The 14,873-nt window shown below is 33.2% G+C and carries 17 protein-coding genes; 15 read left to right on the top strand and 2 right to left on the bottom strand.

Annotated features, from left to right (window positions below):
* The first annotated feature begins 43 nt into the window (after positions 1 to 43).
* From T537_RS0102260 to T537_RS0102240, 5 genes are all read left to right on the top strand, one after another.
* Entirely contained in the window at positions 44 to 715 is a 672-nt protein-coding gene (locus T537_RS0102260; RefSeq protein ID WP_031556046.1) for a Crp/Fnr family transcriptional regulator, read from the top strand.
* A 237-nt stretch (positions 716 to 952) separates the two neighbouring features.
* Positions 953 to 1,945 carry an anaerobic sulfite reductase subunit AsrA gene (gene asrA / locus T537_RS0102255; RefSeq protein ID WP_027438230.1) on the top strand — a complete coding sequence of 331 codons (993 nt, stop codon included), beginning with the start codon at positions 953 to 955 and terminating at the stop codon, positions 1,943 to 1,945.
* Position 1,946: 1 nt separating this feature from the next.
* Positions 1,947 to 2,738, top strand: a complete 792-nt coding sequence (gene asrB / locus T537_RS0102250; protein WP_027438229.1) for an anaerobic sulfite reductase subunit AsrB — start codon at positions 1,947 to 1,949, stop codon at positions 2,736 to 2,738.
* 10 nt (positions 2,739 to 2,748) lie between these two features.
* Positions 2,749 to 3,741 (top strand): sulfite reductase subunit C, encoded by a 993-nt coding sequence (gene asrC, locus T537_RS0102245; RefSeq protein WP_027438228.1) that lies wholly within the window; start codon positions 2,749 to 2,751, stop codon positions 3,739 to 3,741.
* Between the two features lie 73 nt (positions 3,742 to 3,814).
* The gene (locus tag T537_RS0102240; RefSeq protein ID WP_027438227.1) at positions 3,815 to 4,576 is read left to right on the top strand and encodes a formate/nitrite transporter family protein; all 762 of its coding nucleotides are present in this window, start codon (positions 3,815 to 3,817) and stop codon (positions 4,574 to 4,576) included.
* Positions 4,577 to 4,724: 148 nt separating this feature from the next.
* Here T537_RS0102240 and T537_RS0102235 read toward each other — a convergent pair whose 3' ends face one another.
* Positions 4,725 to 5,399, bottom strand: coding sequence for a Crp/Fnr family transcriptional regulator (locus T537_RS0102235; protein ID WP_027438226.1), 675 nt, complete (start codon positions 5,397 to 5,399; stop codon positions 4,725 to 4,727).
* 147 nt (positions 5,400 to 5,546) lie between these two features.
* Between T537_RS0102235 and T537_RS0102230 the strand changes: the two genes are divergently transcribed.
* The 5 genes from T537_RS0102230 (at position 5,547) to T537_RS0102210 (ending at position 10,139) form a co-directional block, all read left to right on the top strand.
* Positions 5,547 to 7,277 (top strand): DUF438 domain-containing protein, encoded by a 1,731-nt coding sequence (locus tag T537_RS0102230; protein ID WP_027438225.1) that lies wholly within the window; start codon positions 5,547 to 5,549, stop codon positions 7,275 to 7,277.
* 163 nt (positions 7,278 to 7,440) lie between these two features.
* On the top strand, positions 7,441 to 8,913 hold the full coding sequence (locus T537_RS0102225; RefSeq protein ID WP_027438224.1) for an amino acid adenylation domain-containing protein: 1,473 nt from the start codon (positions 7,441 to 7,443) through the stop codon (positions 8,911 to 8,913).
* A gap of 13 nt (positions 8,914 to 8,926) precedes the next feature.
* A complete protein-coding gene (locus T537_RS0102220) occupies positions 8,927 to 9,394 on the top strand; it encodes a GNAT family N-acetyltransferase (RefSeq protein ID WP_027438223.1) in 468 nt (155 codons plus the stop codon).
* A gap of 88 nt (positions 9,395 to 9,482) precedes the next feature.
* Positions 9,483 to 9,887, top strand: a complete 405-nt coding sequence (locus T537_RS0102215; RefSeq protein WP_242839149.1) for a winged helix-turn-helix transcriptional regulator — start codon at positions 9,483 to 9,485, stop codon at positions 9,885 to 9,887.
* The gene (locus T537_RS0102210; protein ID WP_027438221.1) at positions 9,888 to 10,139 is read left to right on the top strand and encodes a hypothetical protein; all 252 of its coding nucleotides are present in this window, start codon (positions 9,888 to 9,890) and stop codon (positions 10,137 to 10,139) included. It abuts the gene before it with no gap.
* A gap of 41 nt (positions 10,140 to 10,180) precedes the next feature.
* Here T537_RS0102210 and T537_RS12295 read toward each other — a convergent pair whose 3' ends face one another.
* The gene (locus T537_RS12295; protein WP_051554983.1) at positions 10,181 to 11,158 is read right to left on the bottom strand and encodes a glycosyltransferase family 2 protein; all 978 of its coding nucleotides are present in this window, start codon (positions 11,156 to 11,158) and stop codon (positions 10,181 to 10,183) included.
* 217 nt (positions 11,159 to 11,375) lie between these two features.
* On the opposite strand from T537_RS12295, the gene T537_RS0102200 reads away from it, so the two are divergent.
* The 5 genes from T537_RS0102200 to T537_RS0102180 all read left to right on the top strand — a co-directional run bounded on the left by T537_RS0102200 (position 11,376) and on the right by T537_RS0102180 (position 14,551).
* Entirely contained in the window at positions 11,376 to 11,717 is a 342-nt protein-coding gene (locus T537_RS0102200) for a PadR family transcriptional regulator (RefSeq protein WP_027438220.1), read from the top strand.
* 74 nt (positions 11,718 to 11,791) lie between these two features.
* Positions 11,792 to 12,757 (top strand): permease prefix domain 1-containing protein, encoded by a 966-nt coding sequence (locus tag T537_RS0102195; protein ID WP_027438219.1) that lies wholly within the window; start codon positions 11,792 to 11,794, stop codon positions 12,755 to 12,757.
* Between the two features lie 3 nt (positions 12,758 to 12,760).
* Positions 12,761 to 13,477, top strand: coding sequence for a DUF4097 family beta strand repeat-containing protein (locus T537_RS0102190; protein WP_027438218.1), 717 nt, complete (start codon positions 12,761 to 12,763; stop codon positions 13,475 to 13,477).
* Positions 13,478 to 13,489: 12 nt separating this feature from the next.
* Positions 13,490 to 14,059: an HD domain-containing protein gene (locus T537_RS0102185; protein WP_027438217.1), complete on the top strand. Its 570-nt coding sequence runs from the start codon at positions 13,490 to 13,492 to the stop codon at positions 14,057 to 14,059.
* A 117-nt stretch (positions 14,060 to 14,176) separates the two neighbouring features.
* Complete coding sequence (locus tag T537_RS0102180) at positions 14,177 to 14,551, top strand: hypothetical protein (protein ID WP_027438216.1); 375 nt, start codon at positions 14,177 to 14,179, stop codon at positions 14,549 to 14,551.
* The last annotated feature ends 322 nt before the right edge of the window (positions 14,552 to 14,873 follow it).

Genomic DNA, 14,873 nt, shown 5'->3' with positions numbered 1-14,873 from the left:
ATTGTATAAAAGCTAATAGTCGAAAGGATTAGATATTTAGTCTATGAACAGTAAGGTAAAATCAAGAAATGTCCTAAATAAGCTATCTAAAGAAAGTAGAGATAATCTTTTTAAATTGGGAAAGCTTATAAATATGGACAAGGGCGAAGTGCTCTTTATTGAAAGAGATAAAATAGAGTATATGTACATAATCGTTGAGGGTTATGTGTCCCTATACAGAAATTCTAGATATGGGGATGAAAGAGTTATATTTATATGCACTGAAGGAGAAATTATTAACGAGGTATGCATGCAAGATGATAAAACATCAATTGCAGCTAAAACACTAAGTGAAGTAAGCTTACTTAAAATTTATGTTAAGGACTTAGATAAGTATTTTACTAAGGACTATGAAGCCTTTAGAATTGTATATAATTCTCTAGCTCATAAACTAAGAAGATTATATAGACAAACAGGTAATTCTAACGGAACTTTCCCAATTGAGAAAAGACTTGCAGCAAGGTTGTGGAAACTTGCAAGAGACTATGGTAAAGATGTGGAATGTGGAAGAAGAATAAAATTTGAAGTGACAGTAACACTTTTAGCTAATATGGTAGGGGCTAAAAGGGAAACTGTATCGAGAATAATTTCTAGATTAAAAAAAGAAAAAATAATAAAGCACGAAAAGGGTGTTCTTACTGTTGTAGATATGAATAATTTAAAAAGCATAGTATAAATTTACCAAAAATATGACGAATTTTGATTATTTTTTAACAAAAATGAATAAAGTGTGACATATATCACAGATTTTAAACCGGCTATAATTGATAATTATTATCAAGTATGACCGGTTTTTAATTTGTTTTTTATTTTTTTAAGAAAAAGGGACTGGGAAAACTTTGTCATTAAGATTGTTAAATAAAAAACAATCTGTAAATAAAATTCACTTTTTGTAAAGGAAAGGAGATGTGTTATGGGTTATCAATTATCTAAAGAAAAGATGGAATCCATATTTAAGACATTACAGGAAACACATGATATTTATGCACCTGTAGTAAAAAAAGGAGACGGTACATTTTCAGAAGTAGACGTTGTTCGCTATGATAAGGTTACAAGTCTTGATGAAATCGAATGGAATAAGAAATCCGATTATTCATTTAAAGAGGCTTTATTATCAATTAACGAAACTCTTTTCTACTTTACAGAAGATGAAACTACTGTTCCAAAGGGACCAACTAAGGACCTATTAATTTTCCTTAGAGCATGTGATATGCATGCACTTAAAAGACTAGATCAGATTTACCTTGATAATAAATTTGGCGATTTTTATTACCAGAGAGTAAGAGCAAGAGCTAAGTTTTGTTTAATGGGTTGTGAGCACTCTTGCGATTCAGGTTACTGTGTTGCTATGGGAACTAATAAGGCTGACGATTACGACTTATATTTAAAGCTAGATGGAGACAAGGCATTAGTAGATGCTAAGAATGAAGATTTTGTTGCCATCTTTAATGAAGAGAGCAAGTTAGATGTTACACCTGATTATGTAACAGAAAATAAGCAGAAGGTTTCAATTCCTAAGAATCTTTCAAAGGCTACTAAGGATAATCCTATTTGGGAAGAATATGGTTCTAGATGTATTGGCTGTGGAAGATGTAATTTCGTCTGTCCAACATGTACATGCTTTACAATGCAGGATATCTTCTATAAGGATAATCCTAAGGTTGGTGAAAGAAGAAGAGTTTGGGCATCATGTCAGATTGATGGCTATTCACAGATTGCTGGTGGTTTCGAATTTAGAAAGAGCCAGGCTGACCGTATAAGATTTAAGGTTATGCATAAGCATTACGATTTTGAAAAGAGATTTGGCTACTCAATGTGTGTAGGTTGTGGTAGATGTGATGACGTCTGTCCTGAATACATTTCACATGCAGCAATTCTTAATAGATTAGCAAAGGAGGAAGGTTAATATGAAAAACGAATACGTTCCATTTCCTTCTGAGATAAAAGAAGTAATTAAACATACTAATTTAGAATATACTTTCCGTATGGAATTTGATGGTGATGTTAAGCCAGGACAGTTCTTTGAAATTTCAATTCCAAAGTATGGTGAAGCTCCAATTTCAGTAAGTGGTATTGCTGATGGCTTAGTAGATTTTACAATTCGAAGAGTTGGTAAGGTTACTGATGAAGTTTTTGAAAACTATGTTGGTGATAAGTTACTTATTCGTGGACCATATGGTAACGGTTTTGATATTGATAACTTTAAGGGTAAGGAAGTCGTAATTATTGGTGGTGGTACTGGTGTATCTCCAATGAGAGGTGTTATTCAGTATTTTGCAGCTAATCCTAAAGATGCGATTTCAACAACACTTATTGCAGGCTTTAAGAGCCCTGAAGATGTTTTATTTAAGGCAGATTTTGAAAGATGGTCTAAAACAATTAATGTAATTAAGACTGTAGATGCAGCGCCAGAGGGTTATGAAGGTCCTGTGGGAATGGTTACTAAATATATTCCAGACCTTAAGTTTAAAGATCCTAAGAATGCAGTATTTATCTGTGTTGGCCCTCCAATTATGATTAAGTTTACAATCCAGGAAATTAAAAAGCTTGGTATAGAAGATGAGCAGATTTGGACTTCATATGAAAGAAAGATGTGCTGTGGTGTTGGCAAATGTGGTCACTGTAAGATGGATGACAAGTATGTCTGCTTAGATGGACCAGTATTTAATTACACTGAAGCTAAGGAATTATTTGATTAAGGAGGTTTCTATGAGTCTTGATATAAATACAAAAAAAGCCAAAAAACATGCATGGCGTATTAGTAAAGAGCGTGGTATAGGAGCTTCTAGAATTAGAGTTCCAGGTGGTTATCTAGATGCCGAAGTACTTGGTATGGTACAAAAAATTGCTAGAGAATATGGTAATGGATATGTTCATTTAACAACTCGTCAGGGTTTTGAAATTGAAGGTATTCATCTTGAAGATATGGACAAGGTTAATGAATTACTTCAGCCAATTATTGAGAAGGTAGGAATTAATCAGAATCCAGAAGATAAGGACAATGCTAATGGATATTCAGCATCAGGTACAAGAAATGTATCTGCATGTATCGGTAATAATGTATGTCCATTTGCTAACTATAATACATCAGAGCTTGCAAGAAGAATCGATAAGGAAATCTTCCCTAACGACCTTCACTTTAAGGTTGCATGTACAGGATGTGCTAACGACTGCGCTAAGGTTCGTATGCACGATTTCGGTATTATTGGTATGACAATGCCACAATATGATCCTGATAGATGTATTAGCTGTAACGCTTGTGTTAAGGGTTGTACATCTTTATCAGTTTCAGCACTTCGTATGGAAAACTACAAGATTGTAAGAGATACTGAAAAATGTATTGGTTGTGGTGTTTGTGTTACAAAGTGTCCTACAAGAGCTTGGACAAGATCTGAAAAGAAGTACTATAAGCTTACAATCATGGGACGTACAGGTAAGAAGAATCCTAGACTTGGTAAGGACTTCCTTGTATGGGCTGATGAAGAAAATATTGTTAAGATTATCAAGAATACATATAAGTTCGTTGAAGAATATATTTCACCAAACGCTCCAGCTAGAAAAGAGCACATTGGTTACATTATTGATCGCGTAGGCTTTGAAAAGTTCAAAGAATTCGCACTTAAAGATGTAGAATTAATGCCAGAGACTATTATGAATAATAACGTGTATTGGGAAGGCATTCATTTCGATAATAAACATTAATTTTTTAAAGGCTTGGGGTATGCTAAAAAGCTAATTAGGCCTTAAAAAAAGCAAAGATTAAAGGAGCAAATTTATGTTTAAAGATGAATTTGAAATGGCTGCGAATGGTGCAGCAAGTAAAGCAAACTTACTTAAAAAGAATCCTATTGGATATTTCTTGTTATCAATGCTTGCCGGTGCTTTTATCGGTTTTGGTATTTTACTTATTTTTACTATTGGCGGTCAGCTAGGTGGAGCTCCTGCAACTAAGACAGTTATGGGTGCTTCATTTGGTATCGCACTTTCACTTGTTGTAATCTGTGGTGCAGAACTTTTTACAGGTAATAACCTAGTGATGACAGCAGGTGTTTTAAAGAAGAAGACATCAATTTTTGATGCTATTAAGGTATGGATCGTTTGTTACCTTGGTAACTGGGCTGGTGCAGTTGTACTTGCATTAATTTACAACTACACAGGACTTGCTAAGGGTGCTGTAGGTACATTTATGGCTAATGGAGCACTTGGAAAAATGTCAGCAACAGCTCCTGAACTTTTCACAAGAGCTATTCTTTGTAACATGTTAGTTTGCCTTGCTGTTTGGTCAGGTTTTAGAGCTAAGTCTGATTCTGCTAAGTTAATCATGGTATTCTGGTGCTTATTTGCCTTTATTACATCAGGATTTGAGCATAGTATTGCTAACATGACTCTCCTTACAGAAGCTCTTTTAAACCCATGTGGTGTAGCAGTTACAACAGCAGGTTATTTCCATAACCTCTTATGGGTAACACTTGGTAATATGGTAGGCGGTATTTTATTTATTGCCGTTCCTTACTATGTTGGCGCTAAGGAAAAATAAAATAACTTATAACTACACTTTGAAGAAATTAGCTAGATTCTCATATTTGTAAAGTGTGTTTGTATAAATGGAAGAAACAACCTTGTCTAATAAGACTTGGTTGTTTTTTCTTTTGAAAGTTTGATTGATGTCTTATTTATACAAAAACTTAATTGCTAAGTAAGTCTTGAAGTTTATTGTCATCAACTATACGAATCTCTTTAGAGGCGTATTCTAAGATGCCTTCCTCTTCAAGACGTTTTAACTCTCTATGAAGTGATGTTCTAGATACATTCATAAGCATAGACCACTGAGTCATGGAGTTTGGAATAGGAATTATATTTTTTCCTGTTTTCCTTTTTTGAACTAGGAGGTAAAAAGCAACTTTTTGAGCAATTCCCTTATAGGAGAATAGTTCGATTCGTTGCTGTAACATATATGTTATAGAAGCCATGGCTGTTGTAAAATTTTCAAGAATACGTACATCTTGTTGCATAAGATATAGTAGGTCTTCTTTTTTAAACATCATAAGAGTGCTTGCCTCTGTAGCAATAATATCGCAAGGATATTTATGGCTTTTTGAAAATACGGCAGCAGGGCCTGTTAGCTCACCAGCTCCCTTGGTAGTAACATTTATCTGACTTCCATTAGGAAAAAGTTTTTGAGCTTCTACACGACCTTCTAATATAACACCGATTTTGTCTGCATTTTCCATAAGATGAAAGATGCATTCCCCCTTATCAAAGACTTGAATGTGATGGGGTACGGATTCTAGAATTTTTCTTAACTCGCTAGCTTTAATTCCGTGAAATAAAGTACTATTTTCTAAAACTGAATAATCCATAGGCTTCTCCTTTATTAATAAGATGTTTACATTATACTACAAAATTCTCTTCTAAAGTGTATCCTAGGATACAGATTTCATATAACTAACTTGTATATAATGTACACAAAAGTTAATAAAAAGATAGATTTAAAGAAAGGATTTACTATGGGAAAGAAAATTAATTTAAAGAAAAGTGTGTATGAACTTTGTAACGAGTATCCAGAACTTATAGATATATTGCTAGAATTAGGCTTTACTGAGGTTACTAAGCCCGGTATTTTAAATACAATGGGCAAGGTTATGACAATTCCTAAGGGCGCAATTATGAAAAAAATCGATATGGTGGATGTGGTTTTAGCTCTTAAAAATAATGGCTTTGAGCTTGAAGGTAAGATGCCAAGTTTCGTACAAAAGCGTATGGATAATAAGATACTAGAAAGAATGGCAGCAGAAGAAAAAACAGTAGAAAAAGTGGATGCAGAAACTGCTAAAAAGATGCTTGCTTCACAGCTTCCTAAAAGAAAGGATGCCAATGGCAATGAAATAAAGGAATTAGAGCTTGATGAGAGAACCCTAAAGATTAAGTCCTATGTTGAAAGACTGTCTAAGGGTGAAGATATTGAATCCGTTAGAAAGGACTTCGTTGAAAATTTTACGGATGTAGATGCGGCAGAAATTGCCAAGGCAGAGCAGTCCTTAATTGCGGGAGGTACACCAGTAGCAGAGGTTCAGAAATTATGTGATGTTCACTCAGCTCTTTTCCATGGTGCAACAAGAGAGGAAAAAATTGCCAATGCAGAAAAGGCAGTGAGTGAATCTCTTAAGCGCCAAAATGGCAATTCAATTTCCTATGGATCAATTGGAAAGGTAGATGTTAAGGAAGCTATGAGTGAATCCTTTGGTATGGGAATTGGTTCAAAGTATAAGGCAGCTCCTATAAAAAGACAGGATGGGGCTGATAGTATTTATATGGAATTAAGAAAGATTGAGAATCACCCACTTAATACATTTGCTCTTGAAAACGAGGCTATATCAGATGCTTTAAAGGAATTAAGAAGAGCCATGGATACTAAGGAAAATATTATGTCAGCCTTAAAGAAAGCAAGAGAAGCTTCAATTCACTATGCCGAAAAAGGGGATTTATTATATCCAATTCTTAATGTTAAGTATGGATTTTCGGGTCCTTCTAATGTAATGTGGGGCGTTGATGATGAAATTCGTGACGAAATGAAGTCAATTTATAATAGTGCCATAGAAAACCCAGAGTTTATAGATAATGAATTGTGGAATGAACGTCTTGACGCTGTGGTTACAAGAGCGGAAGAGATGATTTATAAGGAGGAAAATATTCTTTTTCCACTTTGTGCTAAAAACTTTAGTGAAGAGGATTGGTGCGATATTGCAAGAGATTTTGCAGATTACAAGCCATGCCTTATTGGAAATCGTCCATTATGGGAAAAGGCTACTCCAAAGGGAAATGTTAAAAACTATAGTCAAGAAGCAGGATCAGTTAATCTTCCATCAGGCCGCTTAACTATTGAGCAGCTAGATGCCATGCTAAATACAATTCCAATGGAATTAACTTTTGTTGATGCAGATAATGTTAATAGATATTTTAATGATGGGGATGATGTGAAGTTATTTAAAAGACCACTTTCAGCCCTTGGAAGAGAAGTATTTTCCTGCCATCCACCTAAAATTGAGCCAATGGTTCGCATGATACTTGAGGACTTTAAGGAAGGCAGAAGAGACTGCGTTGACGTATGGACAAGTAGAGATGATGAGCCAGTACTTATTAAGTATATGGCAGTTCGTGATAAGGATAAAAACTATATAGGTACCCTTGAATGTGTGCAGCCAATGGGTTTTGCAAAAAAACACTTTAAGAGGATTTAAGTTTAGGTTAAAGTAATTTAGCTATTGTTTGAGGTCAGTAATAGCTCAAAAGTATCATGGATGATACTATGTTTCAAAAAACTGCGTACTTGTGGGAATAAAAGAAACTCCTTAATATTAACATGTAACAGGAACTAAGAGTTAAATTTTAGGAGTATTAATTATGAAAAACGTTATGGAAATTTTTAAAGAAGAAGTTAGAAGAGATGAAAGAGCAGTAGCAGTATTTGATGAAGAAAGAAGTTTAACAAGAAAAGAGTTATTTGCCTTAACTAAAACAATTGAGGCTAAGTTAGATAAGAATTTAAAAAGAGTTGGCATAATTATGGATCACAGTGTTGAAATGATTGGGGCTATATTTGCTAGTCTTGATTTAGGAGCAGCATATATTCCAGCAGAGCCAACATTTCCAAAGGAACGAATAAGATACATGATGGAAGAGGCAGGGGTAGAGATTATTATTACTAATAGTGCCTACAAGGAGCTTCTTCCTGAATTTAAAAAATTAATTATAGATGCTGGAGAAGAAATAAGACCAGATTACTTAGAATTAGATTTTAATGAAGAGGAAGAAGTTGATATTAAACTTGCCTATATTCTTTACACCTCAGGAACAACAGGTAAGCCAAAGGGTGTGTCTGTAACTCATGATAATTTAAGACATTATATTCGAGCTTTTAGAAATGAGTTTAATCCGTCTAAGGGAGATATTATGCTTCAGCATTCAGTATGTTCTTTTGATATTTTTGTAGAAGAAGTCTTTACATCAATTATGTCTGGAGCTACACTTGCTATTCCAACTAAGGAAACTAAGGAGGATATAACTAAGCTTATAAACTTTATTGATAAGAATAAGGTTACCATGTTAAGTTCCTTCCCATACCTTTTGCAGGAATTAAATGATAGAGAATTGCCAGAAAGCCTTCGCCTTCTTATTAGCGGTGGAGATGTAATTAGGGCAACTTATGTTACTAATTTACTAGGAAAAGTGGAAATTTATAATACTTATGGACCATCAGAAACTACAGTTTGCGCAAGTTACTGCAGATGTAGTATGGAAAATGTATTAGAAGACGGAACTTTCCCTGTGGGTAAGCCGGTTCTTGGTACAAGGATTAAGATTATGGATGAAATGGGAAGAGAAGTGCCAAAGGGCGAAATCGGCGAAATATGCATCTTTGGTGACGGAGTTTCTATAGGTTATATGGGAGATAGAGCTAAGGAAAATGAAAGCTTTGTTAATACGGCTGATGGAAGAATGTATAAGAGCGGCGATTTAGGTTATATTCTTCCTGATGGCAATATTGCCTTCCTTCATAGAAAGGATACTCAGATTATGATTTTAGGTAAGCGAGTTGAAGTTAGTGAAGTTGAAAATGTTTTGTTAAAATCAGACATGGTAAGACAGGCTTACGTGGCAGCTAAAACAGATGCTAATAACTTATCATATATGGTAGCTTATATTGTTAAGGAGGATAAGGAGACTAAATTAACAGATATAATAGCTTATCTTAAGGATTATTTAACTGACTTTATGATACCTGACTTTTTTGTTGAATTAAGGGATTTACCTCTTAATTCTAATGGAAAGGTAGATAAGAAGGCCTTACCTAACGTGGCTAAAAAGGTAGCATAAAGGAAGGATAGATATGTTAGAAATTAAGTTTTTGAATAAAGAAGACATAGAACTTTTATTAGAATTGCGAATGGAAGTATTATCCCATGTTTTTAGTGAGAAAAAGAAGACCTTATCTAGTGAGGAATGGGAGGCCATAAAACAGGAAAATAAAAGCTTTTACCAAGAACAATTTATGGCTAATAAACATGTGGCATTAGTTGCTATGGAAGATGGTAAAATAGCAGCTTGTGCTAACATTTGCTTATATAATGAAATGCCCTCTCCTGATAATTTAAAGGGAAGATGCGCATATCTTATGAATGTTTATGTAAGAGAGGAATTTAGGCGAAAGGGAATAGCTAGAAAGCTTTGCACTAAACTAATAGAAATTGCAAAAAATAGACATGTAGAGAAAGTATATCTTGAAAGTTCAGATATGGGAAAGCCTCTTTATAAGTCTTTAGGATTTAAGGATATGTGCGGATATATGAAACTGTAAAAATTATAAAAATATGTTAGAATAATTATATAAGCCTAAGAATACGTGAAAAATGTAAAAAGAAAATGTTGTTATATATGGAGGTTTTATGTCAATAAAAAATGAAGACTATATGTCTTATGAGGAATTTCTTATTAAGCTTAAAGAAGGAATTGTAACAAAAGATGGAAATTGTCCTGTAACACCACTTTTAGTAATGATGCAGGGAAGATGGAAGTCTCAGATTATATATGAGCTTTGTATATATGATTCAGTAAGATTTGGCCAGCTAAAAAGAGATTTAGAGGGTATTACTAATACAATGCTTACTAAGAGTTTAAGAGAACTAGAAGATGATGGATTAGTTAATAGAATTCAGTATAATGAGGTGCCACCTCACGTAGAGTATTCTCTATCAGATATGGGAAAGGACTTATTCCCTGTCTTTTATGCCATCATGAACTGGGGCTTCAAATATGAAGAGGAAATATATGATGTAAAGGAAGACAAGTAAATGCACGATATATGGAATCCTTGGCATGGTTGCTATAAAGTAAAATCAGGGGAAATACTAAGAGTGTGCATGACCTATGATTTCTTCTTAAAAGAAGCTGATGATTGGCGCCTTAAGGCCTGGCATATCATAGAGCAAAGACCAGATGTTAAGTATGAGTGTGAAGAATTTAATGTAAGTTTTACATTTTGTGGAACAGGCAGACGCTTTTATAAAGATAGGAAACTCTATAAAAATGGGAAAAAGCCTTAAGTTATTATCTAAATAGCTTAAGGCTTTTATCTTTTATAGTATTATTTAGCTAAGCGCATATTTCTTCCACCTATCCAAATGTGATTTCTTTTAATGCTTAAGAAGCTCCAAAGAAGGAAGAAATAAATTTGAAGGAATAGCTTTAAACTAAGCTTATTGACTCCTATTTCCCTATAAAGCTTTTTAGCTAGTTGTCTAAGTTCCTTTTCTTCTTTAAGAAAATGTTCTGCATGAGCTCCAGCAGCAAATCTATTAAGGACATATAAAATTTGTTCATTGATTGCTCGTAACTCCTTAGAATCATGGATTATTAATTTGCTAGCAGATATCTGTCTTTGGCAAGAAACAAGCATACCAGTATAAATCTTACTAGAAGGTGTTGTCATAATACTGTTTTCATGGAATCTGTGATAAATCAACTTATTATTAATTATTGCTGCCTTGTTAAGCTTTAATGAAAGTTCAATGGCAAAAATTCTATCTTCAAGTACATAGTCTTCAAATTCAACCTTTTCTAATAAACTGCGTTTATATAGCTTATTCCATGCTCTTGCAAGGATAAGATCTTCATAGGCTAAGGTTTTTAGAAAATCAATGGGATCAAGATATTTTCTAAAATCTACATCCTCATACTTTATGATTTCAGGTGTATTACCATCTTTAAAATCATATTCATAGCAAGCAACTAGGTCTAAATTATCCTTCTTAAGAGTTTTATATAAGAACTCTAAAGTTTGTGGTGAAATAATATCGTCGCTATCCATATAGAAAATATAATCGCCATTTGCCTTTGAAAGACCATAATTTCTTGTTAAAGATAAACCTGAGTTTTCTTTATAGAAATACTTGAATCTAGAATCATATTCTGTCCAATTTTTACAAATAGTTTCAGAATCATCTGTTGATCCATCATTAATCATAAGTACTTCGAAGTCCGTATAGGTCTGAGCTTTAATACTATTAAAGCATTCGTTTAAATATTTAGATGTATTGTATATTGGTATAATAATGCTAATCATATTCTCTCCTATTTATGGTAAATTAGATTACTTTTAAGAATTTTAACATATTATTATTTTATATTATTGGAAAAAAAGGACATAAAAGTTAATTAAATTTGGAAACTAGTATTGACATACTACGACGGTCGTAGTATATTTACTTTGACAGACGTACTACGACAGACATAGTACGATAGTCGTAGAAGATACATTTTCAAAAACAGGAGGTGATCTGATGGTTGAGATAAGTAGTGACGTGATCCGCGGTTACAACGACACTATGATTTTGTATATCCTCTTAAAAGAGCCATCTTATGGTTACGAGATTTCAAAGCAGATAAAGGAAATCTCAGAAGAGAAGTATACGATAAAAGAAACAACCCTTTATTCAGCTTTTAATCGATTAGAGAAGAATGGTTATATTGAATCCTTTGTAGCCAATAAGGATTCTGAAGGCACAGCTAAGAAAAGAACTTATTATAGAATTACAGACATAGGTCTTTCATACTATAAGGAGAAATGTCAGGAGTGGGATCTAATCAAAGAAGTGGTAAATAAATTTACAAAAAAAATTTAGAATATGAATTCTTTAATGTTACTTAAATAATACTATATTAGAATGTTGCTTGGTGAAGCATTGGAAGGAGTAATATGGAAACAATTAAAAGTTATCTTAATGCTATGTTTGCAAATTTAGCCAACACTGCTGAGGTGAAGAAGGCTAAAAGCGAACTTTTAGAAATGATGGAGGATAAATATAACGAATTAAAGGCAGAAGGCAAGTCAGAGAATGAAGCGGTGGCTACAGTTATTGCTGAATTTGGCAATTTAGATGAACTTGCAAGTGAACTTGGCCTTGAAAAGGAAGTAGAGGAGACTAAGGAAAGAGAAGAGAAGACTAAGGCAAGATTACTTACTAAGGAAGAGGTAATGGGATATTTAGCATCAAGAACTAAGTCAGCTTGGCTTGTGGCAATTGGCGTATTTTTATGTATTACAAGTGTAATTAGTCCTATTCTTTCTGAAACAAGATTAGGTATATATGAAAATGCTGGTGTATCTTTTATGTTTGTTTTTATAGCCGTAGCAGTTGCGCTATTTATCACTTCAGCAATGAAGTCTTCTAAATGGTCTTATATAAAAGATGAAACCTGCAAAATCGACATGACAACAACAGATTATGTTAAGGAAAGAAAGAGAAGTTTTGAAACTACTAATACAATTTGTACTTCAGTAGGAGTTATGTGCTTTATTTTATCAGTTGTACCAGCAATTATTTTTGATGATGATATTATTACACCTTCACTTTTATTTCTAATTGTGGCAATTGGCGTATTCTTAATTGTTTATGTGTCAATTATTAATGGCAGCTATGATACAATCCTAAATCTCAATGATGAGAAGACTATGAGTGGGGAACATGCAAGAGCTTCAAGTGTGACTTATACAAGTAAGAAGGCAGAGCTTATATTAGAGAATTATAAGGTTACGGTAATTTGTATTTATTTGATTATTAGTTTTTTAACCTTTAGATGGGAGATAACATGGATTATTTTCCCTATCGCATATCTAATTAACAAGATTTTAAAGTTAAACTTTATTGATGAGGAGGATTAATTTATGTCAAATAAAGCAAAGAAAAAATATAAGATTGTTTTATATACAATTACTCTAATTGCTGTTTTGTTAGGCCTTTATATTAACGTATTTAGATATAGCTTTAACTTTGACTTTTCAGGGGCAAAAAGCTCTACTATTGATTATTCAGGAAAAGAGGTAAATCAAATTAATGCAAATATAGATGCAGCCAATGTTAGGATCCTTTACGGAGATAGCTTTAAGGTGGAGTATAACCTACCATCAAAAAGTGAAATTAATGCTAATCTTGAAGATGGTAATTTAACTATAGAGGAGAATAATAGTTCTAAAGTAGTTGGAGTTTCTTTTTTTGGTAATAATTCCGGTGTAATTACAATTACTTTGCCATATGATACAAATTTAGATAAAATAGATATAGATTTATCGGCGGGAAATATAGATATAGATGAAATTGCTTCTGCTACTACAAGTATTAAGAATTCTGCAGGAAATGTTGAGTTATATAAAGTCTCTATAGAAAATCTTAATATTAATACTTCAGTGGGCAATGTAAAAGTTACAGATTGCACAGTAAATGACTGTATAATAGATGTAAAAACAGGTAATATCAAGGTAAAAGATAGTGATATTGAAACAGGTAGTTGTACTTGTCAGGTTGGAAATGTAAAGATAAGTGGAGATATTGGCGATTTAAAGGCTGATTCTAAACTTGGAAATGTGAAAGTTAATGGAGAATAAAGTTAAGTAAAAATGAAGGCAAGAGAATATCTAGAAATATTACATGTGGCAGAAAGACTTAAGGATACCACAAGACATTGCACAACTTCTAAAGGTAGAGTGGAAAGTGTGGCAGAGCATAGTTGGAGAATTTCCCTTATGGCTATGCTTTTAAGAGAGGAATTTCCTGAACTTGATATAGATAAGGTCGTATGTATGTGCCTTATCCATGACTTAGGAGAGTGCTTTACAGGAGACATTCCTGTTTTTAAGAAGACAGATAAGGATAGAGAAGTGGAGGACAAGCTTTTATCTGATTGGGTAAATAGTCTTCCTTTAGAAGTAAAGAAAAACTTTAGCGCATTATTTTTAGAAATGGAGGCTCAAGAAACTAAGGAAGCTAAGCTTTATAAGGCGCTAGATAAATTAGAAGCCTTAATTCAGCACAACGAAGCTCCTATTAGCACCTGGGCAGAGAATGAGTATGAGTTACAAAAGACTTATGCTCATGACGTTGTAGCATTTTCAGAATGGCTAAAGGAATTAAGGGCGGAAGTATTAAAGGATAGCTTAGATAAAATAGAAAAGGATACAAAAGAATAATTTGACTAATATAAAGTTTCTTTTGATTTACCTGCAGGGCTTAATTTGACCAATCTCCTATCTATTGTTAAAATTTATATAGATGTGAACATTTACAACTAAAGATAGGAGATTTGTATGAAAACATTAGGCAAAAGTATGAAGATAGCACTGGCCTACGTTGGTGTTATCGTTTTAGCAGCTTATTCGGTTTTATATGCAAATGTAGACACTATTGCTAATTCAGAAATCCCAATGTTAGCTATCGTAGCTAAGATTAATCCAATATTTGCGCAGATTAATACCTTCGTAATATTTGCATTAATCTTTAATACAGCATTTAGTTTGTCTTATGCTCTAGCGAAGCGATTTGCAGGAGCCGAAGAATCCATTATCGATAATGCAGACATTAAGAAAGAAGTGCAGGAAGTGGTAAAGGAAGAATATATGAATGCTAGCGAGGCTACAGAATTAAAGACAACAGCAGAGGAAACTAAAACAAAAGAAACATAGTTTCTAGTAGATGAAATAAAGAATAAAAAAGCTAGGCTAATAAGAAAAGATTACTCTTTATCTTAGAGGCCTAGCTCCTTTTATTAAATTTTTTACGAAAAAACTAATACTAACGTTATAATATATTTTTAATAGAATAGAAATAGTTAAATATAAAATGCTAAGACATTTAATTGCTTTTAATAGTAAATAAAAGTAGAAAAAATAAACGAAAAGAATGGCGAATCATCGTTTCTTAATTGACATAAACTTAACAATTTTGTAAAATTAAAGTTGGTAGTAAATGAGAAGTTTTATCAACTTTTACCAAGCTTATTATGAG

Source organism: Lachnospira multipara LB2003, from assembly GCF_000702205.1.
In the GTDB taxonomy this organism is placed as follows: Bacteria; Bacillota; Clostridia; order Lachnospirales; family Lachnospiraceae; genus Lachnospira; species Lachnospira multipara_A.
The sequence above is the reverse complement of the archived record's forward strand: the minus strand, read 5'-3'. Positions and strand labels throughout refer to the sequence as shown.